Below are 21808 nucleotides of genomic sequence, written 5' to 3' on the forward strand. Positions count from 1 at the left end.
GGGTGGCATATGTTTAACAGGAAAGAAGCGCGACTGCGCCGTGCCCGCCAAACCCGGGCCAAAATCGCCGAGCTCAAAGCTGTGCGCCTGTGCGTTAACCGCACGAACTGCCACATTTACGCCCAGATCATTTCGCCCTGTGGCGGCAAGGTTCTGGCTTCGGCTTCCACGCTGGAAACGGGTGTCCGCAATGACATCCCGAACGGCGGCAACAAGGCTGCGGCAACTAGCGTTGGCAAACTGATTGCTGAGCGCGCCAAGGCCGCCGGTATCGAGCAGGTTGCTTTCGATCGCTCCGGTCTCCAGTACCACGGTCGGGTTCAGGCGCTGGCGGAAGCCGCGCGTGAAGCTGGTCTGAAGTTCTGATCGCCGCGAAAGGACAAGGTTAGAAAATGGCTAAACCCGAAAGAAACAAGAAGCCGCAGCACGCTGAAGAGCGCGATGACGGCATGCGCGAGAAGATGGTCGCGGTCAACCGTGTCACCAAGGTGGTGAAGGGCGGCCGGATTCTCGGTTTCGCCGCTTTGACCGTCGTTGGTGACGGCGATGGCAGCATCGGCATGGGCAAGGGCAAGTCCCGCGAAGTGCCCGTAGCCGCCCAGAAGGCAATGGAAGAGGCGCGTCGTAAGATGGCCAAGGTCAGCCTGAAGAACGGTACCGTGCATCACACGGTGTTCGGCCGTCACGGTGCTACCACCGTGATGATCCAGCCGGCCCCGGAAGGTACCGGCATCATCGCTGGCGGTGCGATGCGCGCTGTCTTCGAAGTGGTCGGCGTCACCAACGTGGTCGCCAAGGCCCACGGCTCGACCAATCCCTACAACATCGTGCGTGCCACCATCGACGGCTTGTCGAAGGTGAATACGCCGGCCGAGATCGCCGCCAAGCGTGGTCTCTCGGTTGACCAGATTCTGGGGTAAGTCATGGCTGACAAGAAAATCAAAGTGAAGCTCGTCAAGAGCATCATCGGCACCAAGCAGGACCACCGTGCCACCGTGCGCGGCCTGGGCTTGCGCAAGCTGAACAGTACTTCTGAACTCGAAGATACGCCGGCAGTTCGCGGCATGATTCAAAAGGTTCAGTATCTCGTCAAGGTTGAGGGTTAAGCCATGCGTCTGAATACTATCAAGCCGGGTGAAGGCTCCAAGAAGGAACGTCGCCGCGTTGGTCGCGGCATCGGTTCCGGCCTTGGCAAGACTTGCGGCCGCGGCCACAAGGGTCAGAAGTCCCGTTCCGGCGGTTTCCACAAGGTCGGTTTCGAAGGCGGTCAAATGCCTTTGCAGCGTCGCCTGCCGAAGCGCGGCTTCAATTCGCTGACCCGCGCCCGCAACTACGAAGTTCGCCTGACCGATCTGGACCGCCTCCCGGTCGACGAAATCGATCTGCTGGCCTTGCAGGCTGCCGGTATCGTTCCGGGTGACGCACTGGCTGCCAAGGTGATTCTCTCTGGCGCAATTAGTCGCAAGGTCACCCTCAAGGGTGTCGGCGCGACCAAGGGCGCCAAGGCTGCGATCGAAGCAGCCGGTGGTTCGGTCGCTGAGTAAGAACAGGAAAGGTTAGAACGTTGGCTGCAAATCCCAATACCGTTGGCAAAGGTGGCAAGTTCGGCGATCTGAAGCGCCGTCTTTGGTTCCTGCTCGGTGCGCTGGTCGTCTATCGGATCGGTGCGCATATCCCGGTTCCCGGGATCGATCCCAACGTTCTTTCCGATCTGTTCAATTCGCAACAGGGCGGCATCCTGGGCATGTTCAACATGTTCTCGGGTGGTGCCTTGTCGCGATTTACGATTTTTGCATTGGGGATCATGCCGTACATTTCGGCCTCGATCATCATGCAACTGATGAGTGTGGCCAGTCCCCAACTTGAAGCCCTCAAGAAGGAAGGCGAAGCCGGCCGTCGCAAGATCACCCAGTACACCCGTTACGGCACCGTGGTTCTCGCTCTGTTCCAGGGAATCGGTATCGCCATTGCGCTCGAGGCGCAACCGGGTCTGGTCAACGATCCTGGCTTTATGTTCCGCCTGACAACGGTCTCGACCCTGCTGACCGGGACGATGTTCCTGATGTGGTTGGGCGAGCAGATCACCGAGCGGGGCTTGGGTAACGGCATCTCCATCATCATTTTCGCTGGTATCGCCGCAGGCTTGCCCAATGCAATCGGTGGCCTGCTGGAACTGGTGCGTACCGGTGCGATGCATCCGCTGACCGCTCTGGTGATATGTGTCCTCGTGGTCCTCGTTACGGCCTTTGTGGTCTTCGTGGAACGCGGCCAGCGCAAGATCCTGGTCAATTACGCCAAGCGCCAGGTTGGCAACAAGATTTACGGCGGGCAGAGTTCGCATCTGCCCCTGAAGTTGAATATGTCGGGCGTGATCCCGCCCATTTTCGCCTCCTCGATCATTCTGTTCCCTGCCACTGTGGCTGGCTGGTTCGGTTCCGGCGAGTCGATGCGCTGGTTGAAGGATGTCGCGGGTACCTTGTCGCCGGGGCAGCCGATTTACGTCATGTTCTACGCTGCCGCCATCGTATTCTTCTGTTTCTTCTATACCGCTTTGGTTTTCAATTCCAAGGAAACCGCCGATAACCTGAAGAAGAGCGGCGCGTTCGTGCCGGGTATTCGTCCCGGTGAACAAACGGCTCGTTATATTGACAAGATCCTGATGCGCCTGACGCTAGTCGGTGCTGCCTACATCACGATCGTCTGTCTGTTGCCCGAATTTCTGATTCTCAAGTGGAACGTTCCGTTCTACTTCGGTGGTACATCGCTATTGATTATCGTGGTCGTGACCATGGACTTCATGTCCCAGGTCCAGGCTTATGTCATGTCTCACCAGTATGAAAGTCTCTTGAAGAAAGCAAACTTCAAGGGAGCACCCATGATCAAATAAACCAGCCATGGCCAAGGAAGATTACATTGAAATGCAGGGGGAGGTGGTTGAGAACCTCCCGAATGCGACCTTCAAGGTCAAGCTGGAAAATGGACACATTGTTCACGGATTTATCTCCGGCAAGATGCGTATGCACTACATCCGCATCCTGCCTGGCGACAAGGTCACGGTGCAATTGACGCCATACGATTTAACCAAGGTACGGATCGTTTTCCGGGCCAAGTAAAAAGTTCTCTACGCAATAAACCGCAGGGCAAGGAAACACGGCTGCTTCCAAGCCCTCGCAGACGAGGAGTAAAACATGAAAGTTCAACCTTCAGTGAAGCGCGTTTGCCGCAACTGCAAAGTCATCCGTCGCAAGGGCGTGGTGCGCGTCATTTGCAAGGACCCGCGTCACAAGCAGCGCCAGGGTTGATTCCCTGTCGAGTCCGGCATTTGTTAATTTTAGAAATAGTGGAGTGATTCAATGGCCCGTATTGCAGGGGTAAACATTCCGAACCATCAGCATGCTGAGATCGCTCTGACTGCGATCTATGGCATCGGCCGTACCCGCGCACAGAAAATCTGTGACGCAGCCGGCGTTGGTCGTAGCGTCAAAATGAAAGATCTGTCCGACTCGGACATGGATCGTCTGCGTGACGAAGTGGGCAAGTTCACTGTTGAAGGTGACCTGCGCCGCGAAGTAACGATGAATATCAAGCGTCTGATGGACCTTGGTTGCTACCGTGGCCTGCGCCACCGCAAGGGCTTGCCCTGCCGTGGTCAGCGCACCCGTACCAATGCTCGTACTCGCAAGGGTCCGCGCAAGGCCATCGCTGGCAAGAAGTAATAGGGACAGAACATGGCAAAGACTGCTACCAAAGTTCGCAAAAAAGTTAAGAAGAACGTGGCCGAGGGCATTGCCCACATCCACGCTTCCTTCAATAACACCATCATTACCATTACCGACCGTCAGGGCAATGCGCTGTCCTGGGCAACGTCCGGTGGTGCCGGCTTCCGCGGTTCGCGTAAGTCCACCCCGTTCGCCGCTCAGGTTGCTGCTGAAGCTGCTGGCAAGGCGGCTCAGGAATGTGGCGTCAAGAATCTGGAAGTTCGCATCAAGGGCCCCGGCCCTGGTCGTGAATCCTCTGTCCGTGCGCTCAACGCGCTGGGCATGAAGATCACCGCGATTTCCGACGTGACGCCGGTGCCGCACAACGGCTGCCGTCCGCCCAAAAAGCGCCGCATCTAAGGAGAAAGACAAGTGGCTCGTAATCTCGATCCGAAATGCCGTCAGTGCCGCCGCGAAGGCGAGAAGCTGTTCCTGAAGGGCGAAAAGTGCTTTACCGACAAGTGTGCCATCGAGCGCCGCTCCTATGCTCCTGGCCAACACGGCCAGAAGTCTGGTGCCCGTCTCTCTGACTACGGCGTCCACCTGCGCGCCAAGCAGAAGATTCGTCGCGTCTATGGCGTGCTCGAAGGCCAATTCCGCAAGACGTTTGCCGAAGCTGACCGCCGCAAGGGCCAGACCGGTGAAAACCTGCTGCAATTGCTCGAGGCTCGCCTTGACTCCGTTGCTTACCGCATGGGTTTTGCCGCTTCCCGCGCCGAGTCCCGCCAGGTCGTCCGTCACAACGGCGTTCTGGTCAATGGCAAGCGCGTCAATATCCCCTCTTACCTTGTCAAGCCGGGCGATGTTGTCCAGCTGACCGATCGCGCCCGTGCTTCCCTGCGTTGCAAGGCCGCCCTCGAAGCCGCTGAGTCCCGTGGTTTCCCGGAATGGATCGCTGTCGACGTCAAGGAAGGCAAGGGCACGTTCAAGGCCATGCCGCAGCGTTCCGAGCTGCCGGCGACCCTGAACGAAGGCCTCGTCATCGAACTTTACTCGAAGTAACACTCAGGCAGAGGAATTTAGCCCATGCAAAGCAGTGGACTTCTGAAACCCCGCATTATTGATGTGCAGAGCGTTTCGCCGGTGCAAGCCAAGGTTGTCATGGAGCCGTTTGAACGCGGTTACGGGCATACCCTTGGCAATGCGCTGCGTCGCATCCTTCTGTCCTCGATGCCGGGTTATGCGCCGACCGAAGTCGGAATTGACGGAGTGCTCCATGAGTACTCCACCGTTGATGGCGTGCAGGAAGATGTCGTCGACATCCTCCTCAACCTCAAGGGCGTGGTCTTCAAGCTGCACGGCCGCGATGTCGTCAATCTGAATCTGGCCAAGGAAGGCGAAGGCGCCGTTCGTGCGGGCGACATCGAGTTGCCGCATGACGTCGAAATCATCAATCCGGAACATGTGATCGCTCACCTTTCTCCCGGCGGCAAGCTGGCCATGGAGATCAAGGTCGAAAAGGGTCGCGGCTATGTCCCGGGCAACGTGCGCAATCTGGGCGATGCCAAGACCATTGGCAAACTCGTTCTCGATGCCTCGTTCAGCCCGATTCGTCGCGTCGCCTATGCTGTTGAGAGCGCCCGCGTCGAACAGCGTACCGACCTCGACAAGCTGATCGTCGATATCGAAACCAACGGCGTCGTCGAGCCGGAGGAAGCCATCCGTTACGCTGCTCGCGTGCTGATGGAACAACTCTCCGTGTTCGCCGATCTCGAAGGTACCGCTCCTGTCGCCGAGGCTTCCAAGCCGGCCCAGGTCGATCCGGTTCTTCTCCGCCCGGTTGATGATCTCGAACTGACGGTTCGCTCTGCGAACTGCCTGAAGGCCAAGAACATCTACTACATCGGCGATCTGATTCAGCGTACCGAGAACGAGCTTCTCAAGACCCCGAACCTGGGTCGCAAGTCGCTGAACGAGATCAAGGAAGTGTTGGCCGCCCGCGGCCTGACGCTCGGCATGAAACTGGAAAATTGGCCGCCCGCCGGTCTGGACAAGGTCTAAACGACCTTGTTCGGTACGGGTAGTCAAGGGACGCCTGCAGAACATAGAAAGGATTAACCATGCGTCACCGCAATGGACTTCGCAAACTGAACCGCACCAGCAGCCATCGCCTGGCGATGCTGCGCAACATGACCGTTTCCCTGCTCAAGCACGAGGCCATCAAGACCACCGTGCCCAAGGCCAAGGAACTGCGCCGTGTTGTCGAACCGATGATCACCCTCGGCAAGACCCCGACGCTGGCTAACAAGCGTCTGGCCTTCGACCGCCTGCGCGACCGCGAAATCGTGGTCAAGCTGTTCGCCGAAATTGGCCCGCGCTACGCAACCCGCCCGGGCGGCTACCTTCGCATCCTGAAGTGTGGCTTCCGCGTTGGCGACAATGCGCCGATGGCTTTCGTCGAATTGGTTGATCGTCCGGAGCCGACCGAGGCTGTGGAAGTCGACGAAGAAGCCGCAGCCTAAGCTGCGTCGGATTCGCTGAAAAAAGGCCGGGATATCCCGGCCTTTTTCTTTTAGTGCGGGTGTTACTACGCAGCTGACCAATTGGCTTTAAAAGCAAAGAGTTAGAGCCTGTTTTCGGCAGCAAAATGAAATAGCCGCGGGACTACCGTCCTTGCCAGTGGTTGATTGGCTCAACCTGGGTTGGGTCTAGGCGGTCGTCGAATTTCTTGATGAGTGTGTCGCAGGCAGTTAGTTCGGCCTGGGCCTGGGCGAGCCTCACCTGGAGCTCGTCGACCAGCTGTTGGTAGCACTGGACGTCACGGGCTGCCCGGGCGCGGGTTTCGGCGAGGCCTTTGAGGTAGGACGGGGTTTTGCGCATGGCTTACCTGGGCAGGTTGTCTTCTTCCGAGCAATCCTCGAGTACAGGGTAGTCCTGGTCGACAGCGCCTACCGTAGGGAGGCCGGCGTGTGCAGCGAGGGCCTGCAGGTCAGCGGACGCCAGGTCTGGGGGAATCCATAGCCAGAGGCCTGCTTTGCCGATATTGGCAGAGGGTCGTGGATACGCTGGATGGACTTGGAGTTCGCGAGCTCTCTCAAGCGGGTGTTTATTGAGTTATGGACCCAGATTTTGCGTTGGCTGGGTATTGCGAAGATGAGGTTGAAGGTAGCTTGTAGGTACTGAGCGATTTCGGTAGTCGAGATTGGATGGGGGTAAGCCAGTGTGATTGCCTTGAGGATTGCTTGCCTGAAGGCGCCGCGTTTGCCGTAGCGACCTTGCCAGGCGTTGATTGGTTCGATTTGGCCGGGCTGAATCTGGTTATTGAGACTGGCGATGAGGTGGTCGCAGGAATCGCGTTCGTCCTGGGTTTTGGTGAGCTTGAGGGTAAGGCTTTCGATGAGGTGGGACAGCCGATTGGATTCGGCGTCGGCCCGGGCGCGGGTTTCGACCAGGCCTTTCATGAGAGGGGATAAGCGTTGCACGGGGTGGGCATCCTTGAAGGTTACCCGTCGTAAAGCGACCTCGGAATCCAAAATTTGCCCGAAAAAATGCCTCAGAGATTATTCCGAGGCATCTTGGGTCATCTGCGTAGTAACCCCCTTTAGTGCTGCAGGATTTTCGAAAGAAATTGCTGGGCGCGTTCCGAACGTGGGGTGCCGAAGAAATCCTCCTTGCCGGCATCCTCGACGATCTTTCCCTGGTCCATGAAGATCACCCGGTGGGCAACCTTACGCGCGAAGCCCATTTCATGGGTCACGCACATCATGGTCATACCCTCCTGGGCCAGTTCGACCATCACATCCAGCACTTCGTTGACCATTTCCGGGTCGAGGGCTGAGGTCGGCTCGTCGAATAGCATGCAGATCGGATCCATGGCCAAGGCGCGAGCGATTGCCACGCGTTGTTGCTGGCCGCCGGAAAGCTGACCAGGGTATTTGGCGGCTTGCGCCTTGAGACCGACACGGTCGAGCATTTTCATGCCGCGGGCAATCGCTTCTTCCTGGCTCCGGCCGAGAACCTTGGTCTGGGCGATGATCAGATTGTCGGTAATGCTCATGTGGGGGAAGAGCTCGAAGTTCTGGAAGACCATCCCGACGTGGGCCCGCAGCTTGGAGAGATTTGTCCGCGGATCGCCGATCGAAGTGCCATTGACAATGACTTCGCCGGCCTGAAAGGGCTCCAGGCCATTGACGCACTTGATCAGGGTCGATTTTCCCGAACCCGAGGGACCGCAAACCACGACGACCTCGCCTTTCTTGACACTGGTTGTACAGTCGGTCAGGACCTGAAATGGACCGTACCATTTCGAAATGTTGCGGATTTCGATCATTGGGAGAATCTCGCTTGCAGGCGCTTCACCAGCCGGGAGACAGAGAAGCAGATCACGAAATAGACGGCGCCGGCAAAGAGCAGCAGTTCGACCAGCCGACCATCCCGGTCACCGACCTTGTAGGCAGTGCCGAAAAAGTCGGAAAGACCGATCACGTAAACCAGCGAGGTGTCCTGGAACAGAATGATGGCTTGGGTCAGCAGCAGCGGCATCATGTTGCGGAAAGCCTGAGGTAGCACAATCAGGCGCATGGTTTGGCCATTGGTCAGACCGAGCGCCTGACCGGCGGCGACTTGCCCCTTGGGGACGCTCTGGATGCCGGCACGGATGATTTCCGAGTAGTAGGCCGCCTCGAACAGGGCGAAGGCGGTGAGCGCCGAGGCCAGACGGATGTCGCCGATGCCTTCGCCAAATACGGCCTTGATGGCTTGGGGGACGATCAAGTAAAACCACAGAATGACCATGACCAGCGGTACAGAGCGGAACAGATTGACGTAGGTGGCGGCCAGCGTAGCGAGCAGGCGATTGCCGCCAAGGCGGGCAATGGCAAGCAGCGTACCCCAGACGATACCAACCGTTATCGCCGTCAGCGTCACTTCCAGGGTGATCAGCATGCCCTTGACGAGCAGGGGCAGGGCACCGGGAATGGAAGTCCAGTCGAATTCGTACATGATCATTTGCTCCCGATATAGCCGGGCACCTGAACGTTACGTTCAAGGCGGCGCATCAGGAACATCACTGTCACGTTGATGATGACGTAGAGGACGGTGACGGCGATGAAAGCTTCATAGGGTTGCGCGGTGTAGTCGACCAGTTGCTGGGCCTGGCGCGAGAGCTCGATCAGGCCGATCGTGGTGGCGACCGCCGAGTTCTTGAATATGTTCAGGAACTCCGAAGTCAGCGGCGGCACGATGATCCGGTAGGCCATCGGCAAAAGCACGTGGCGATAAACCTGGGGCAGGGTGAATCCCATCGCCAGACCGGCATTCCTCTGTCCCGGCGGCAGCGAGTTGATGCCGGAGCGGACCTGTTCGGCGACGCGGGCGGCAGTGAACAGGCCGAGGCAGACCATGGCCGAGAGGAATTGCTGGGCCAGGGGATTCATCTGCTTGAACGCGTTTCCCCAAGTCGGCGGCAGCAGTTCGGGGAGGACGAAATACCAGATGAAGAGCTGGACGAGCAGCGGAATGTTGCGGAAGACCTCGACGTAGGCAGTTGCCAGACCGGCCAGCCAGCGATTGGGAACGGTGCGCAGGACACCGATGATCGAGCCAATCAACAAGGCAATAACCCAGGCGCTGAGGGATAGCATCACGGTCCATTGCAGCCCCTCGAACAGCCAGATGAGATAAGTGCCTTCGCCGGTTGCGCTTGGCTGAAGGAAAACCTGCCAGTTCCAGTTGTAGCCCATCGACCAGCCCTCCTTCAGCTTGTGGAGCCACTTGGCTCCACAAGCGCTTAGACCTCTGCTTTCGAAAAACTATTCAAAAGCCTTATCGTTCGGGGCTTTGTACAGCGCCTTCATTTCCTCCGACAGTGGCATGTTCAGATTCAGGCCCTTGGGCGGGATCGGCGCCATGAACCACTTGGCGTAGATCTTCTCGGCTTCGCCCGAGGTCATCGCCTTGGTCAGCGCCGCGTCGACCACCTTCTTGAAGCCCGGGTCGTCCTTGCGCAACATGCAGCCGTAGGCTTCCTTCGATTGCGCCGTGCCGACCACGGCCCAGTCGCCGGCTTTCTTGGCCTTGGCCATTTCGCCGAAGAGCAGCGCGTCATCCATCATGAAGGCGACGGCGCGGCCGGTTTCCAGGGTCAGGAAGGACTCGCCGTGATCCTTGGCCGAGATGATGCTCATGCCCATCTTCTTGTCTTCATTCATCTTGCGGATCAGGCGCTCGGAAGTGGTGCCGGCGGTGGTGACGACGTTCTTGCCGGCGAGGTCGGCGAAGTCGTTGATCCCGGAACCCTTCTTGGTCAGCAGCTTGGTGCCGATGACGAAGATAGTGGTCGAGAAGCCGACCTGCTTCTGGCGCTCGAGGTTGTTGGTGGTCGAGCCGCATTCGATATCGACGGTGCCGTTCTGGACCAGGGTGATGCGGTTGGCCGAAGTGACCGGCATCAGCTTGGTTTCGATCTTGGCCAGCTTGAGTTCGCTCTTGATGCCATCGACGACCTTCAGCATCAGTTCGTGCGAATAGCCGATGACCTGCTGCTTGTCATCGTAATAGGAGAAGGGAATCGAGGATTCGCGGTGGCCGAGGGTGATCGTGCCGGTGTCCTTGATCTTCTTCAAGGTGGCGGATTCCTGGGCGAAAGCCGGGGACGTACTGAAGACAGAGGCAATGATGACGGCGGAAGCGAGTTTCATGAAAGGCATTGTTTATCTCCTTTGTTGTCGTTCAAGGGCAATCAATAAGCATCAACGAGACATCGTCGCTGGCAACGCAGCCATCGAGGTGGCGAACGAGGGCGGCATCAATCTGCTGGAAGCGGTTGGCTGACGAGGTATTGGCTGCGGCCGCCGTGAGGCCTTCGACACCGAATTGCGCACCGTCCTTGTTTGTCGCCTCGAGCAGTCCGTCCGAACACAGTAATAGCTGTGTCTCGCTATCCCAGGTGAATTCAACCGGCTGGCATTCCATTTCCCGGCTGTCGATGATGCCCAGCGCCAAATTTTCCGAAGCGAAGATACGGGTGACGCGACCCCAACGGTCGAACATGAAAGCCTGGGGAGTTCCGCCGACCCAGATCGTACCCGAACGATTAGCTTCATCCAGGCAGAGCAGCGTGGCTGCAACAAAGCGACCGACCGGCATCGACTCTTTCAATTGCTGATTCAGTTCCTGGACAATTTCGCCGACTGAACCATTGAGTTTGGTCATCCGGTAAAAGAGAGCCAGTACCGGCAGGACGCTGATTGCCGCTGGCAGGCCGTGTCCGGTCGCATCGGCGAGCAGGGCATAGAAGCGCCCTTCGGGGAACGGGCGGCGGCGACAATGTCGCCGCTGAAGTTTTCGGCCGGAATCACCTTGTAACGGAGCCGCTCGTCTTTCAGGCCGCTGCGGTGCAACTGCTTCTCCATCAGGCGCATGGCGAGTTGCTGTTCGTTCTGCGTCTGCTCGAAATAGCCCTGAAGCTGGTGCGCGCTATCGCGCAGTTCTTTCTCGGCCTGGATGCGCTCGGAAATGTCGCGGATGACGCCGATCGACACCCGCTTGTTGTCGAGGTCGATCTGGGTAACTGAGATGGTTGCCGCGAAGCGCCGTCCGTCACGGTGTTGCGCTTCCACCTCTCGCTCCAGCCCGGTGTTGCCGGCGCCGACGTTGTGGGCCAGATCGGGGATCAGTGTCCGAATGTTCTGGCCGAGCAGTTTGCTGCTCGGCCAACCGAAGATCCGTTCGGCCGACCGGTTGGTCGAGGCGATCAGGCCCTGCTCGTCCATGGTTACGATGGCATCGGCCACGTTGTCTGAAATGGTCTGCAGCCGGCGCAGCGAATCGATCGAGGCCTGCTGCATGGCGAGCGAACGCTGCATCGAGCGCAACTTGGCTTCGAGAACGACGAAATTGATCGGTTTGGTCAGATAGTCGTCGGCACCGGCATCGAGTCCTTCGACCAGATTCTCGTCGCGGTTGAGTGCCGAGAGAAAGATGACCGGCGTCCACCGTTCCCGACTCATGGCCTTGATCCGCCGGGCCGCCTCGAAGCCGTCCATGATCGGCATCATGATGTCGAGCAGGATCAGGTCCGGTGCATCGCTTTGGAAGCGGCGGACGGCCTCGTCGCCATTTTCGGCGAGGATTACGTCATGACCGAGCTTCTTCAGGAATACCTGCAGGATGTGCAGGTTGGTGCGGTTGTCATCGACCGCCAATACCTTCATTTTGCTGGGCAGGGGAGTCATGATTTGCTGGGCGGCTGCTGACTGGCAGGGTCACGGTAAAGCATTGGCCGCCTCCGACATTGTGGTGGCAACAATCGTATCACGGTGTCGTATCGCGATGGACCGGCTGATCGCCTGGCCCAGAGCGCTGCCCGTCCGACATAGGCGAGGGAGGCAGTGACGAAAGTTATTCACTGGCGGCCACCATTTCGCGGTCTTCCTGCTGCTGCAGATTCCACATCCGGGCGTACTGGCCTTCGGCGGCGAGCAGGGCGGCATGGGGACCGCGCTCGATGATGTGGCCGTCGCTCATGACCAGGATTTCGTCGGCGTTCATTACCGTCGACAGGCGGTGGGCGATGACCAGCGTCGTGCGCCCGACGGCGGCCAGTTCGAGCTGGCCCTGGATGGAGCGCTCGGTGGCCGAGTCGAGGGCCGAGGTCGCCTCGTCGAAAATCAGTATCGGCGGATTCTTGAGCAGGGTCCGCGCGATGGCCACACGCTGCTTCTCGCCGCCTGAGAGCTTGAGGCCGCGCTCGCCGACACGGGTCTCGTATTTTTGCGGCAAGGATTCGATGAAATCGTGGAGCTGGGCGGCGCGCGCGGCGGCATAGACCTCCTCGCGGCTGGCATCCGGGCGGCCGTAATTGATGTTGTAGAAGATCGTGTCGTTGAACAGTACCGTGTCCTGCGGCACGATGCCGATTGCGGCGCGCAGGCTGGATTGTTTCAGGCTGCGCAGATCGAGTCCGTTGATGCGGATGCCGCCGCCGGTGACGTCGTAAAAGCGATAGAGCAGCCGGGAGAGCGTCGATTTGCCGGCCCCCGAGTGACCAACCACGGCGACCGTCTTGCCGGGTGCGATCGCGAAATCGACATTTTTCAGAATCTGCCGATCCGGGTCGTAGGCAAAATTGACGGCATCGAAATTGACTTGCAGCGGGCCGCTCGGCAGGTCGCGGGCATCCGGCGCATCGGCGATTTCGCGGTTTTCCTGGAGCAGCCTGAACATCCGTTCGATGTCGGTGAGCGCCTGGCGGATTTCGCGATAGACGACGCCGAGAAAGTTGAGCGGCATGTAGAGCTGGATCAGGAAGGCGTTGACTAGCACGAGATCGCCGATCGTCATCCGGCCATCGACGACGCCGTCGGCGGCACGCCACATCATCGCCGTGACGCCGAGGGCGATGATCGCCTGCTGGCCGAGGTTGAGGAAGGCCAGGGTGGTCTGGCTACGGGTTGCCGCCTCTTCCCATTTCAGCATCTGCTCGTCGTAGCGGCGGGCCTCCCAGCCTTCGTTGTTGAAGTATTTGACGGTTTCGTAATTGAGCAGGCTGTCCACGGCGCGGGTGTTGGCGGCCGAGTCGCTTTCGTTGACCGCCCGGCGGATGTCGATCCGCCAGTTGCTAACCTTGACGGTATAGACAATGTAGGCGACCAGCGATACCAAGGTGATCACGACAAAGCCGAGGTCGTACTTGACGAACAGGATGCCCAGCACCAGGCCGATTTCAACCAGCGTCGGCAGGATGGAATAAAGGGTGTAGGAAATCAGGCTGGAAATCGAGCGGCTGCCCCGTTCGATATCGCGCGAGACACCGCCGGTCTGGCGCTCGAGATGAAAGCGCAGGCTGAGCGCATGCAGATGGCTGAACACCTCCAGCGCGACCTGACGTACGGCGCGCTGGGTGACACGGGCGAAAAGGATCTCGCGTAACTCCGTGAATAGCGCTGTCGAGAAGCGCAGCATGCCGTAGAGGAGCAGCATCAGCACCGGCAGGGCCAGCAATTGCTGGGTGCCGGAAAGGCCGTCGATCATTTCTTTGAACACCAGCGGCACGCCGACATTGGCGATCTTGGCGCCAACCAGGCAGCCGAGTGCGGCGACGACGCGCAGCCGATAGCGCCAGAGGTAGGGGAAGAGCGTGCGTAAAGTCAGCCACAGATGGGTTTCGGCCAGCGGCTGTCCGGCGGGCGGTTTGGGGAGGGCGGTGGCGCGACGCATGGGGAGCCTGTTCTGGAGCGTTATTCGATGCGGGGCATCAGTATATGAAAAGCCGGCGCTTTCCGCGAAAATCGGGCTTTGATTTCAATGGGGACACATCATGGCTGCCGACCGCATCACGCTACCTTCTCGACACTCGACGCTGCGCGTTGTTCCCATGCCAGCCGATCTGAACCAGAACGGCGATGTGTTCGGCGGCTGGGTCATGGCCCAGGTCGACGTTGCCGGGGCGATTCCCGCCATGCGCCGGGCGCGTGGTCGGGTGGCGACGGTCTCGGTCAATTCCTTCCTGTTCAAGCAGCCGGTCTCGGTCGGCGACATCGTCAGCCTTTATGCCGAGATCGAGCGGGTCGGCCGAACCTCGGTCACTGTCAAGGTCGAGGTTTATGCCGAACGTAATTACAGCGATCCGATCATCGTCAAGGTGACCGAGGCCGAACTGACCTATGTCGCGATCGATGCCAACGGTAACAAGCGCGAGCTTCCTCCCGAAAACTCGGCTGAAATGGAATAAAATCACGCAGTTATCCAATTCGCCCGCCTTCGAGGGAATCAAGCAATGAAGAAAATGACCTTGCGTACCGTGCCTGCCCTGTTGCTGGTCGCCTTTTCAGGTGCCGCCCCGGGCGCTGCCTTCCAGCTCTGGGAGCAGAACGCCAGCGGGCTCGGCAATGCCTACGCGGGTTCGGCGGCCGTCGCCGACAACGCCAGCACGGTCTTCTTCAACCCGGCCGGCATGACGCAGCTGAAGGGTTTTCAGCTGTCGGCCGGCGTTGCCGGGGTGGGGCCGAGCTATGAATTTCGTAACGAGGGTTCGACCGGAACGGGTGGCAACGGCGGCAACGCCGGCAGTTGGGCGGCCGTGCCCAATGCCTACCTTTCCTGGCAGCTGGCGCCCAACCTCTTTCTGGGCTTCGGTGTTTCGGCGCCATTCGGCCTAGCGACCGAGTATGAGGACAGCAACTGGACCGGGCGTGTCCATTCGATCAAGTCGGAAATCAAGACCGTCAATTACAACCCGTCGATCGCCTATCGCCTGAACGACAAAGTGTCCCTCGGCGCCGGCCTCAACTATCAGACGATCGACGCCGAGCTGACCAGTTTCGGATCGCGTCTCAAGGGCGATGATGCGGCCTGGGGCTGGAATGCCGGCGCTCTGTTTACGCTCTCTCCGGCCATGCGGGTCGGCGTTTCCTATCGTTCGGCAATCGACTACACGCTCGAGGGCTCCGCCAATGGCGTGGTTCCGATCAGGGCTGACGTCAAGCTGCCCGATACCTTCATTCTCTCGGTCTGGCAGCAGGTTTCCGACCGCTGGGAAGCGATGGGCGATCTTTCCTACACGCGCTGGAACTCGCTCAAGACGCTGAATATCGTCAATCGCACTAGCGGCAAGCTGCTGACTTCCGAGTCCTTCAATTACGACAACTCCTGGCGTTTTGCCTGGGGGGCGGCCTATCAGGCCAACGATGCACTCAAGCTGAAATTCGGCATCGCCTATGACCGCACCCCGGTAAGCGATAACGATCGCTCGGCTCGTGTTCCGGATAATGACCGTGTCTGGTTCTCCGTTGGTGGCCAATGGAATACGGGAAGACTCGGCAAGCTTGATGCCGGATATTCCTATCTTTACGTCAAGGATCCCAGCATCGAGCAATCCAAGGCTGGAAACACCCTTCGCGGCCGGTACGATGTCAGCGCCCACATCGTGGGCGTGCAGTACTCGGTAGGATTCTAGGGATTTGGCGATGGAACTCGGCGGCATGACGTTGGGCTTGCGCGAAGGCGTGATCGTGCTGATTACGCTGGTAGCGGCCTACATCGTCTTTGTCCTGCTGCGAATGGTGCGCTTGCACAAGGGTACGACGCAGGTTGCAGCCCCGCTTGAGCGACCTGCCGCGCAGCCGGAAATGCCGGCTCCGTCAGCAACCGAGCCGGCTAGCGACGCCAATTGGGAAAAAACCTCGGTCGGGCTGGCCGACGAAATGCTGCGTCAGGGGCTGGAGCAGGAAGTCGCACAACTGCGTGACGAGGTCGACGCCATTCGGGGAGAATTGGCCGCCCTACGTCAGGATATGTTGCAGGAATTGGCGCATCTGCAGGCTGCGCAAGCGGTGTCGCCGATCTACGGCGATGCAATGCAGATGGCCGCCGCCGGCTACGATGCGGCCATGATCGCCGAACGCTGCGGCATTGCCCGCGCCGAGGCGGAACTGGTGGTGGCGCTGGCCAACAGTCAGGAGCGATGAGGCAGGCGATGACGGAAAAAACCGAAACACCGGGCGGCGAAGACGCCGGCGACTTGCGCGGCACGTTGATTAGGCGTTTGGCGGTGGCCGGCGTGCTGGTCGCCATTTTGCTCGGTGTCCTCGCCTTCTTCGACTACCTGTCCACGGCGCCCGAAGAGCCCGAGCAGCAGGTATTCACACAGCCGGTGCCGGTGGCGCCAAAGAAAGAGGTCTCACAGCCGGTCAAGCCAGCCGAGAATTTGCCGGAGCCGCCGGCCGAGGCCGCTCAGCCAGCAGTCGAGGCGCAACTGCCAGCAGTGGCTGAGGTCAGAAACGACACTGAGGCTGCACCGGAAAAACGGCCATTGCCATCGTCCACTACATCTGTCGCCAAGGTTTCGCCGACTGCGCCACAAATCGCTGCCCAAGTTCGTTCGCCGCGCGCCATACCCGAGGGCACGGCTTCACCAGTCGTTGCTCCGGATGCGCCACCAACATTGCCCAAGCCATCGGCGCGCGCGCCGGAAACGCGGGCGGCGCAGCCAGTTCCGGCACCGGTGGTGTCGCGCCTCTTCTCGGGTTTCCTGTTGCAGGCCGGCGTGTTTTCCAGTGCCCAGCGGGCTGAAGAGCTGCATGCCAAACTGACGCTAAGTGGCGTGCCCTCGACGCTCGAGACCCGGGTTCAGGTCGGACCGTTCCGAACGCGCCAGGAAGCTGAGGCTGCTCAGGCCAAACTCAAGGAACTCGGTATCGAGGCGATACTGGTACCACCCAAGGGCGGTCGGTCTTAAGGCATACCCGGCAGGCGCGGCAAGCCAAGGCTGCGCCGGACATCGCGATGGACCTGGGCCGGGCTGGGGATCGTCGCTTCCCGATGGCGTGGCTCGTCATAACGGCGCTCATTGCGGTAATGGCGGCTGCCGCGATCATCGTAGTAGCGCTGACCATAGCCGTTGTAATAGGGGTCGGGGTAGCCGTAGCGGTACGTTGGGTAGGTTTCGACGTAGACCGACGGCGCCCGATAACCCACTGCCTGTGGCGGCGCCACGACGCAAGCGCTCAAGCTGCCGAGCAGCGCAACGGCTAGAGTGAGGCGGATGAGTTTTTGCGAAAGGGTCATGGCGGAGTCCACTGTTTATGTACTCAATTAACGCACGGACTCCCGAATCCGCCTACCGTGATGCTGTGCCGCTTTTGTAACAAAAGGTTAGGGGAGTGCCAGTGCTTTTCGGATCCTCTTGGCGAATACCGCCATTTCCTTCGCCGCCTGAATGTCGCCTTTGCCCTCGGCAACCGTTATGCCTTGCTCGTAGGCCGTCAGGGCGCCGGCATGGTTGCCGGCTTCAGCCAGCGCCTTGCCGAGAGCCTTCCAGGCCGCAGAGTATTGCGGGTCGCGGGCGACTGCTTCCTGAAAGCAATTGCCGGCTTTGGCTGGATCGCCGGCTTTCTGGTATTCGTTGCCGAGAGAGAAGCGGAGCAGGGCGCCGTCGCGCGGGCCGCCGAGCATTTTTTCCAGGGATTCGATGCGTGGGTTCATGGGCTACCAAGGCTAAAATAGGGTTTTGCAATCCGGATACAGGAAGCTACTCATGGCCAAGACCATCATCTCCACGCCCAACGCCCCGGCCGCCATCGGCACTTATTCGCAGGCCGTGCGTGTCGGCGACACCGTTTACATGTCCGGGCAGATCGGGCTCGATCCGGCTTCGATGCAGATGGTAGACGGGATCGATGCACAAATCGTTCGCGTTTTCGAAAATCTGAAGGCGGTGGCCGAGGCGGCCGGCGGTTCGCTGGCCGATGTCGTCAAGCTCAATGTCTTCCTGACCGATTTGGCCAATTTCGCCAAGGTCAACGAGACGATGGCCCGTTATTTCAGCGAACCCTTCCCGGCGCGCGCCGCCGTCGGCGTCAAGGAACTGCCGCGCGGCGCGCTGGTCGAGGCCGATGCCGTGATGTCTATCGGCTGATGCCGACGGGCGGGGCGGCGGCCCCCGCGATAGCCGCCATTCGTGCCCCCGAAGCGCTGCGCAAGAAACTGGCGAAGATCGGCCTCCATAGCGAGGCCGATTTGCTGGTCCATCTGCCGCTGCGCTACGAGGACGAAACCCGCATCACGCCCGTGGCCAGTGCGCCGTGGGGTGAGCCGGTGTTGGTCGAGGTGGTGGTCAGTTCCTGCGAAATCCAGTTCCGGCCGCGCCGTCAGATGGTGGTGCGGGCGCTCGACGAGAGCGGCGAACTGACCATGCGCTTTTTCAGCTTCTACCCGAGCCAGCAGGCGGCGCTCAGCGCGGGTTCGAAGGTGCGGGCCTTTGGCGAAGTGCGTGGCGGCTTCTTCGGCGCCGAGATGGTGCACTCGCGCTTCCACAAGGTGCTCGGTGACGAACCGTTACCGACCGAACTGACGCCGGTCTATCCGACGACTGCCGGCCTGGCCAATTCGGCATTGCAGAAGCTTATCGGCCGCGCCCTGGCCAGCGGCGACCTCTCCGAAACGCTCGATGAAGAATTGCGCCAGCGCCTGAAACTGCCGGGCCTGGCGCGGAGCCTTCGCTTCCTGCATACGCCGCCGACCGGTACGGCACTCGAAACGCTGCATGCCCGCCATCATCCGGCCTGGCGGCGGGTCAAGTTCGACGAGGTGCTGGCCCAGCAGTTGTGCCTGCGCCGCGCCTATCTCGCACGGCGCGAGCAGGGGGCGCCGGTGCTGGTGGCGCAGGACGACCTCGGCGCCCGTTTGCTGGACAAGCTGCCGTTCGGCCTGACCGGCGCCCAACTCAGGGCGATGGCCGAAATTGCCGGCGACCTCGCCCAGCCCTACCCGATGCAGCGTCTGCTGCAGGGCGATGTCGGCGCCGGCAAGACCATCGTCGCCGCGCTGGCTGCCTGCCAGGCGATCTCGGCCGGCTGGCAGGCGGCTTTCATGGCGCCGACCGAAATCCTCGCCGAACAGCATTACCTGAAATTGCGCGACTGGCTGGAACCGCTCGGCGTGCGCGTCGCCTGGCTGTCGGGCAGCCTGAAGGCGGCGGCCAAGCGGGCGCAGCTGGCCAGCGCGGCGGCCGAGGCGCAATTGGTGGTCGGCACCCATGCCTTGATCCAGGATGCCGTCGATTTTGCGAAGCTCGGCCTGGCCATTGTCGACGAGCAGCACCGCTTCGGAGTCGCCCAGCGTCTGGCGCTGCGCAAGAAAGGGGTGAATCCGCATCAACTGATGATGTCGGCGACGCCGATCCCGCGCACGCTGGCCATGAGCTACTACGCCGATCTCGACGTTACCATGCTCGATGAACTGCCGCCCGGCAGGACGCCGATCAAGACCCGGCTGGTCGCCGATAGCCGGCGCGCTGACGTGGTCGGCTTCATTACCAAGCATGTCGAGGAAGGCCGGCAGGCCTACTGGGTCTGCCCTCTGATCGAGGAATCCGAAGCCCTGCAGTTGCAGACGGCGCAAGATACCCATGCCCAACTTTCGGAAGACTTGCCTAACCTGCGCATCGGGCTTGCCCATGGCCGCCTCAAGGCAGACGAGAAGCAGGCCGTGATGGCCGCCTTCACGGCCGGCGAGATCGACGTGCTGGTTGCCACCACGGTGATCGAGGTCGGCGTCGATGTGCCGAATGCCAGCCTGATGGTCATCGAACACGCCGAGCGCTTCGGCCTCTCGCAACTCCACCAGTTGCGCGGCCGGGTCGGGCGGGGGCACACGAGTCGAGCTGTGTGCTGATCTATGCCGGGCCACTGGGGGAGACTGCCCGCCAGCGCCTGAAAATCATCTTCGAGAACACCGACGGCTTCGAAATCGCCCGCCAGGATCTGCGCTTGCGCGGCCCCGGTGAATTCGTCGGCAGCCGGCAAAGCGGCGTGCCGCTGCTGCGCTATGCCGATCTGGAGCTGGATGCCGATCTGGTCGAGATGGCGCGGGAGGTGGCCGAGGAAATGCTGCTCAAGGCGCCGGCCCAGGCCGAGCGCCATTTGCAGCGCTGGCTCGGTTCGCGTGAGGAATTGCTCAAGTCCTGAGGCAAGTGCCAGTCGTTGCCTTGGTGATGCTAGTAGCGGCGAACGCTGCCGTTGTCGATGCGTACCCGGTCGCCGACCCGCAGGTCGACGAAGTCAGTCGGGTGCACGACGCTCTGATAGGCACCGTTTTCCATGCGGATGGTCAGGCGGTATTGATCGGCTTGGGGCTGCTGCATCTGCCTTTCCAGCTGATGGCCGACCAGGGCACCGCCGACCGCGCCGATCACGGTGGCTGCGGTATTGCCGTCGCCTTCGCCGACCTGGTGGCCGATCAATCCGCCGACCACGGCCCCGGCGACGGCACCGACGCCAATGCCTGCCTGCTCGGCACGAACCACGTCGATGGCGTATACCGTTCCGTAGCCCGGATAGAGATCATGGGAGTAGGCGGCTGGCGGGTAGTCGCGCTCCATGGACTGGTCGTAGAGCGGGACGCAGGCGCTGACCAGCAGTGCGCCAGCCAGTGCCGATCCAATTCTGTACGTTGCTTTCATGACGAGTCTCCTGTCAAAGCGCTCGCCGGTGGCGCGCAAGCTCATTGTGCGCCTGGCCGAGGACTCTTGACAGTGCTTTATGGCCTGCTGAACCAGTCCTCGATCAGGTGAGCCACTGCTGCCGGCTGGTCGTGGTGCAGCATGTGGTCGGCATCCTCGATCCAACGTTCCTCGACCGTGGCGAAACAGGCCTTGCGCGCCTCCCAGTCACCAGGGCGGGTGGCGTATTCGCGGACGACCCAGGACTGACGGCCGGCGACCCAGAGCACCGGGCAGATGATCTGTTTCCAGACTGCCATTGATTCTTCGAGGCGGAACAGATAGGGCGAGGTCGCCTTATGCCAAGGGTCGCCGTTCCAGATAACGCCATGCCGGCGCTCGCCGGTCTTGGTCTCGCCATCGCCGATGCGGGCCAGGTGCTTGGCCAGGAAGTCGGCACGTTCCGGGATCAGGAAGCGGTCGCTGTGCAGCAGGCGGCGGGCGAAAGCGGCGCGGTCGGCATAGGCGTGCATCCGCGGCGGTTGTTGCAAAGTACCCAGCCACTGTCGGTAGCGTTCGGGGGCCATTTCCGGCTGCGTCGGGGCGATGCCGAAACCTTCCAGCGAAATCACCTTGGCCACTCGCCCCGGCCGGATGCCGGCATAGAGGCAGGAAAGGATGCCGCCCATGCTGTGTCCGGCCAGTCTGACCTGACCTTCCGGGGCGTAATGGTCGACGATGGCCTCGAGGTCGCCGAGGTGCTCGGCGAAAAAGTAGGGCCGATTCAGCCAATCGGAAAGCCCGAAGCCGCGCCAGTCGGGGGCGATGACATTCCAGTCCTTCTGCAACTCATCGACGACGAACTGGAAGGAGGCCGAGACATCCATCCAGCCATGCAGCAGGAACAGCGTCGGGGCCTGGGGTTTGCCCAGCGGCGGATATGCAAGCGGACGGTTGGCAGGTCGAGATATTCGGAACGGGAGCGGCGCATTGGGGGGCTCTTGGTTTTCGGGGGTGATGGACGAGCGTGGGGTTCGCTGCCGATTGTAGCGTGCCGCTGGCGGCGGACCAGGCTGGACGGGTTAGCGAAACCGCTATTCGGCAATGCAAAATTTCGGACTCCCGCTGTACATCGCCCGGAATAATCTGCACAGTAACCCTGATGTTGAAT

At 60.5% G+C, this 21808-nt stretch carries 30 protein-coding genes and 1 pseudogene; 18 read left to right on the plus strand and 13 right to left on the minus strand.

All coding sequences use genetic code 11. The features are described from left to right. The first annotated feature begins 9 nt into the window (after window positions 1-9). From rplR to rplQ, 12 genes are all read left to right on the plus strand, one after another. Window positions 10-366, plus strand: a complete 357-nt coding sequence (gene rplR, locus NQE15_RS02285; RefSeq protein ID WP_265946136.1) for a 50S ribosomal protein L18 — start codon at window positions 10-12, stop codon at window positions 364-366. Window positions 367-392: 26 nt separating this feature from the next. Continuing rightward, window positions 393-920, plus strand: a complete 528-nt coding sequence (gene rpsE / locus NQE15_RS02290) for a 30S ribosomal protein S5 (RefSeq protein ID WP_226418152.1) — start codon at window positions 393-395, stop codon at window positions 918-920. 3 nt (window positions 921-923) lie between these two features. After that, window positions 924-1106, plus strand: coding sequence for a 50S ribosomal protein L30 (gene rpmD, locus NQE15_RS02295; protein ID WP_265946140.1), 183 nt, complete (start codon window positions 924-926; stop codon window positions 1104-1106). A 3-nt stretch (window positions 1107-1109) separates the two neighbouring features. After that, entirely contained in the window at window positions 1110-1544 is a 435-nt protein-coding gene (rplO, locus tag NQE15_RS02300) for a 50S ribosomal protein L15 (protein WP_265946142.1), read from the plus strand. Window positions 1545-1564: 20 nt separating this feature from the next. Further along, window positions 1565-2887, plus strand: a complete 1323-nt coding sequence (gene secY / locus NQE15_RS02305) for a preprotein translocase subunit SecY (protein ID WP_265946143.1) — start codon at window positions 1565-1567, stop codon at window positions 2885-2887. 7 nt (window positions 2888-2894) lie between these two features. Beyond that, window positions 2895-3113 carry a translation initiation factor IF-1 gene (gene infA / locus NQE15_RS02310; RefSeq protein ID WP_265946145.1) on the plus strand — a complete coding sequence of 73 codons (219 nt, stop codon included), beginning with the start codon at window positions 2895-2897 and terminating at the stop codon, window positions 3111-3113. Between the two features lie 75 nt (window positions 3114-3188). Continuing rightward, a complete protein-coding gene (gene rpmJ / locus NQE15_RS02315) occupies window positions 3189-3302 on the plus strand; it encodes a 50S ribosomal protein L36 (protein WP_028994206.1) in 114 nt (37 codons plus the stop codon). A gap of 51 nt (window positions 3303-3353) precedes the next feature. Further along, the gene (gene rpsM / locus NQE15_RS02320) at window positions 3354-3716 is read left to right on the plus strand and encodes a 30S ribosomal protein S13 (protein WP_265946149.1); all 363 of its coding nucleotides are present in this window, start codon (window positions 3354-3356) and stop codon (window positions 3714-3716) included. 12 nt (window positions 3717-3728) lie between these two features. Continuing rightward, window positions 3729-4118 carry a 30S ribosomal protein S11 gene (gene rpsK / locus NQE15_RS02325; protein WP_066880003.1) on the plus strand — a complete coding sequence of 130 codons (390 nt, stop codon included), beginning with the start codon at window positions 3729-3731 and terminating at the stop codon, window positions 4116-4118. Between the two features lie 12 nt (window positions 4119-4130). Further along, entirely contained in the window at window positions 4131-4760 is a 630-nt protein-coding gene (rpsD, locus tag NQE15_RS02330) for a 30S ribosomal protein S4 (RefSeq protein ID WP_265946153.1), read from the plus strand. A gap of 24 nt (window positions 4761-4784) precedes the next feature. Then, entirely contained in the window at window positions 4785-5759 is a 975-nt protein-coding gene (locus NQE15_RS02335) for a DNA-directed RNA polymerase subunit alpha (protein WP_265946155.1), read from the plus strand. A 59-nt stretch (window positions 5760-5818) separates the two neighbouring features. Beyond that, entirely contained in the window at window positions 5819-6220 is a 402-nt protein-coding gene (rplQ, locus tag NQE15_RS02340) for a 50S ribosomal protein L17 (protein ID WP_265946157.1), read from the plus strand. A gap of 142 nt (window positions 6221-6362) precedes the next feature. On the opposite strand, the gene NQE15_RS02345 is transcribed toward rplQ, so the two are convergent. The 9 genes from NQE15_RS02345 to NQE15_RS02385 all read right to left on the minus strand — a co-directional run bounded on the left by NQE15_RS02345 (window position 6363) and on the right by NQE15_RS02385 (window position 13916). Continuing rightward, window positions 6363-6578 carry a hypothetical protein gene (locus NQE15_RS02345; protein ID WP_265946160.1) on the minus strand — a complete coding sequence of 72 codons (216 nt, stop codon included), beginning with the start codon at window positions 6576-6578 and terminating at the stop codon, window positions 6363-6365. Window positions 6579-6646: 68 nt separating this feature from the next. Further along, the gene (locus NQE15_RS02350; RefSeq protein ID WP_265946161.1) at window positions 6647-7159 is read right to left on the minus strand and encodes a hypothetical protein; all 513 of its coding nucleotides are present in this window, start codon (window positions 7157-7159) and stop codon (window positions 6647-6649) included. A 140-nt stretch (window positions 7160-7299) separates the two neighbouring features. Continuing rightward, window positions 7300-8028: an amino acid ABC transporter ATP-binding protein gene (locus NQE15_RS02355; RefSeq protein WP_265946163.1), complete on the minus strand. Its 729-nt coding sequence runs from the start codon at window positions 8026-8028 to the stop codon at window positions 7300-7302. Further along, window positions 8025-8699, minus strand: a complete 675-nt coding sequence (locus NQE15_RS02360; protein ID WP_265946165.1) for an ABC transporter permease subunit — start codon at window positions 8697-8699, stop codon at window positions 8025-8027. The genes NQE15_RS02355 and NQE15_RS02360 overlap by 4 nt, the downstream gene beginning before the upstream one ends. Window positions 8700-8701: 2 nt before the next feature. Next, window positions 8702-9439 (minus strand): amino acid ABC transporter permease, encoded by a 738-nt coding sequence (locus tag NQE15_RS02365; RefSeq protein ID WP_265946167.1) that lies wholly within the window; start codon window positions 9437-9439, stop codon window positions 8702-8704. 69 nt (window positions 9440-9508) lie between these two features. Continuing rightward, complete coding sequence (locus NQE15_RS02370) at window positions 9509-10405, minus strand: glutamate/aspartate ABC transporter substrate-binding protein (RefSeq protein ID WP_323054943.1); 897 nt, start codon at window positions 10403-10405, stop codon at window positions 9509-9511. A gap of 22 nt (window positions 10406-10427) precedes the next feature. Next, window positions 10428-10985, minus strand: a complete 558-nt coding sequence (locus NQE15_RS02375) for a PP2C family protein-serine/threonine phosphatase (protein WP_323054977.1) — start codon at window positions 10983-10985, stop codon at window positions 10428-10430. After that, entirely contained in the window at window positions 10907-11932 is a 1026-nt protein-coding gene (locus NQE15_RS02380; RefSeq protein ID WP_265946169.1) for a response regulator, read from the minus strand. Before NQE15_RS02380 ends, NQE15_RS02375 begins: the two co-directional genes overlap by 79 nt. 166 nt (window positions 11933-12098) lie before the next feature. After that, window positions 12099-13916 (minus strand): ABCB family ABC transporter ATP-binding protein/permease, encoded by a 1818-nt coding sequence (locus NQE15_RS02385; RefSeq protein ID WP_265946171.1) that lies wholly within the window; start codon window positions 13914-13916, stop codon window positions 12099-12101. 100 nt (window positions 13917-14016) lie between these two features. On the opposite strand from NQE15_RS02385, the gene NQE15_RS02390 reads away from it, so the two are divergent. From NQE15_RS02390 to NQE15_RS02405, 4 genes are read left to right on the plus strand one after another with little or no spacing between them, the layout of a single operon-like run. Then, entirely contained in the window at window positions 14017-14430 is a 414-nt protein-coding gene (locus NQE15_RS02390) for an acyl-CoA thioesterase (RefSeq protein WP_265946173.1), read from the plus strand. 45 nt (window positions 14431-14475) lie between these two features. After that, on the plus strand, window positions 14476-15654 hold the full coding sequence (locus NQE15_RS02395; RefSeq protein ID WP_265946175.1) for an OmpP1/FadL family transporter: 1179 nt from the start codon (window positions 14476-14478) through the stop codon (window positions 15652-15654). Window positions 15655-15664: 10 nt separating this feature from the next. Then, window positions 15665-16165 carry a DUF2802 domain-containing protein gene (locus NQE15_RS02400; protein WP_265946177.1) on the plus strand — a complete coding sequence of 167 codons (501 nt, stop codon included), beginning with the start codon at window positions 15665-15667 and terminating at the stop codon, window positions 16163-16165. 8 nt (window positions 16166-16173) lie between these two features. Beyond that, window positions 16174-16935, plus strand: a complete 762-nt coding sequence (locus NQE15_RS02405) for an SPOR domain-containing protein (protein WP_265946178.1) — start codon at window positions 16174-16176, stop codon at window positions 16933-16935. Here the strand turns inward: NQE15_RS02405 and NQE15_RS02410 are convergent. Next, complete coding sequence (locus tag NQE15_RS02410; protein WP_265946180.1) at window positions 16932-17264, minus strand: hypothetical protein; 333 nt, start codon at window positions 17262-17264, stop codon at window positions 16932-16934. The two genes, NQE15_RS02405 and NQE15_RS02410, sit on opposite strands and share 4 nt — an antisense overlap. Before the next feature lie 87 nt (window positions 17265-17351). Next, complete coding sequence (locus NQE15_RS02415; protein ID WP_265946182.1) at window positions 17352-17681, minus strand: tetratricopeptide repeat protein; 330 nt, start codon at window positions 17679-17681, stop codon at window positions 17352-17354. 52 nt (window positions 17682-17733) lie between these two features. Here NQE15_RS02415 and NQE15_RS02420 point away from each other — a divergent pair, with 52 nt between their 5' ends. Continuing rightward, window positions 17734-18114 carry a RidA family protein gene (locus tag NQE15_RS02420; protein ID WP_265946185.1) on the plus strand — a complete coding sequence of 127 codons (381 nt, stop codon included), beginning with the start codon at window positions 17734-17736 and terminating at the stop codon, window positions 18112-18114. Then, a pseudogene (recG, locus tag NQE15_RS02425) lies at window positions 18114-20164 on the plus strand (ATP-dependent DNA helicase RecG). Before NQE15_RS02420 ends, recG begins: the two are co-directional and overlap by 1 nt. Window positions 20165-20193: 29 nt before the next feature. On the opposite strand, the gene NQE15_RS02430 reads toward recG, so the two are convergent. Continuing rightward, on the minus strand, window positions 20194-20658 hold the full coding sequence (locus NQE15_RS02430; RefSeq protein WP_265946187.1) for a glycine zipper 2TM domain-containing protein: 465 nt from the start codon (window positions 20656-20658) through the stop codon (window positions 20194-20196). Between the two features lie 77 nt (window positions 20659-20735). Further along, on the minus strand, window positions 20736-21524 hold the full coding sequence (locus NQE15_RS02435; RefSeq protein WP_265946189.1) for an alpha/beta fold hydrolase: 789 nt from the start codon (window positions 21522-21524) through the stop codon (window positions 20736-20738). Window positions 21525-21808: the final 284 nt, after the last annotated feature.

The organism is Dechloromonas sp. A34 (genome assembly GCF_026261605.1).
Classification (GTDB): Bacteria; Pseudomonadota; Gammaproteobacteria; order Burkholderiales; family Rhodocyclaceae; genus Azonexus.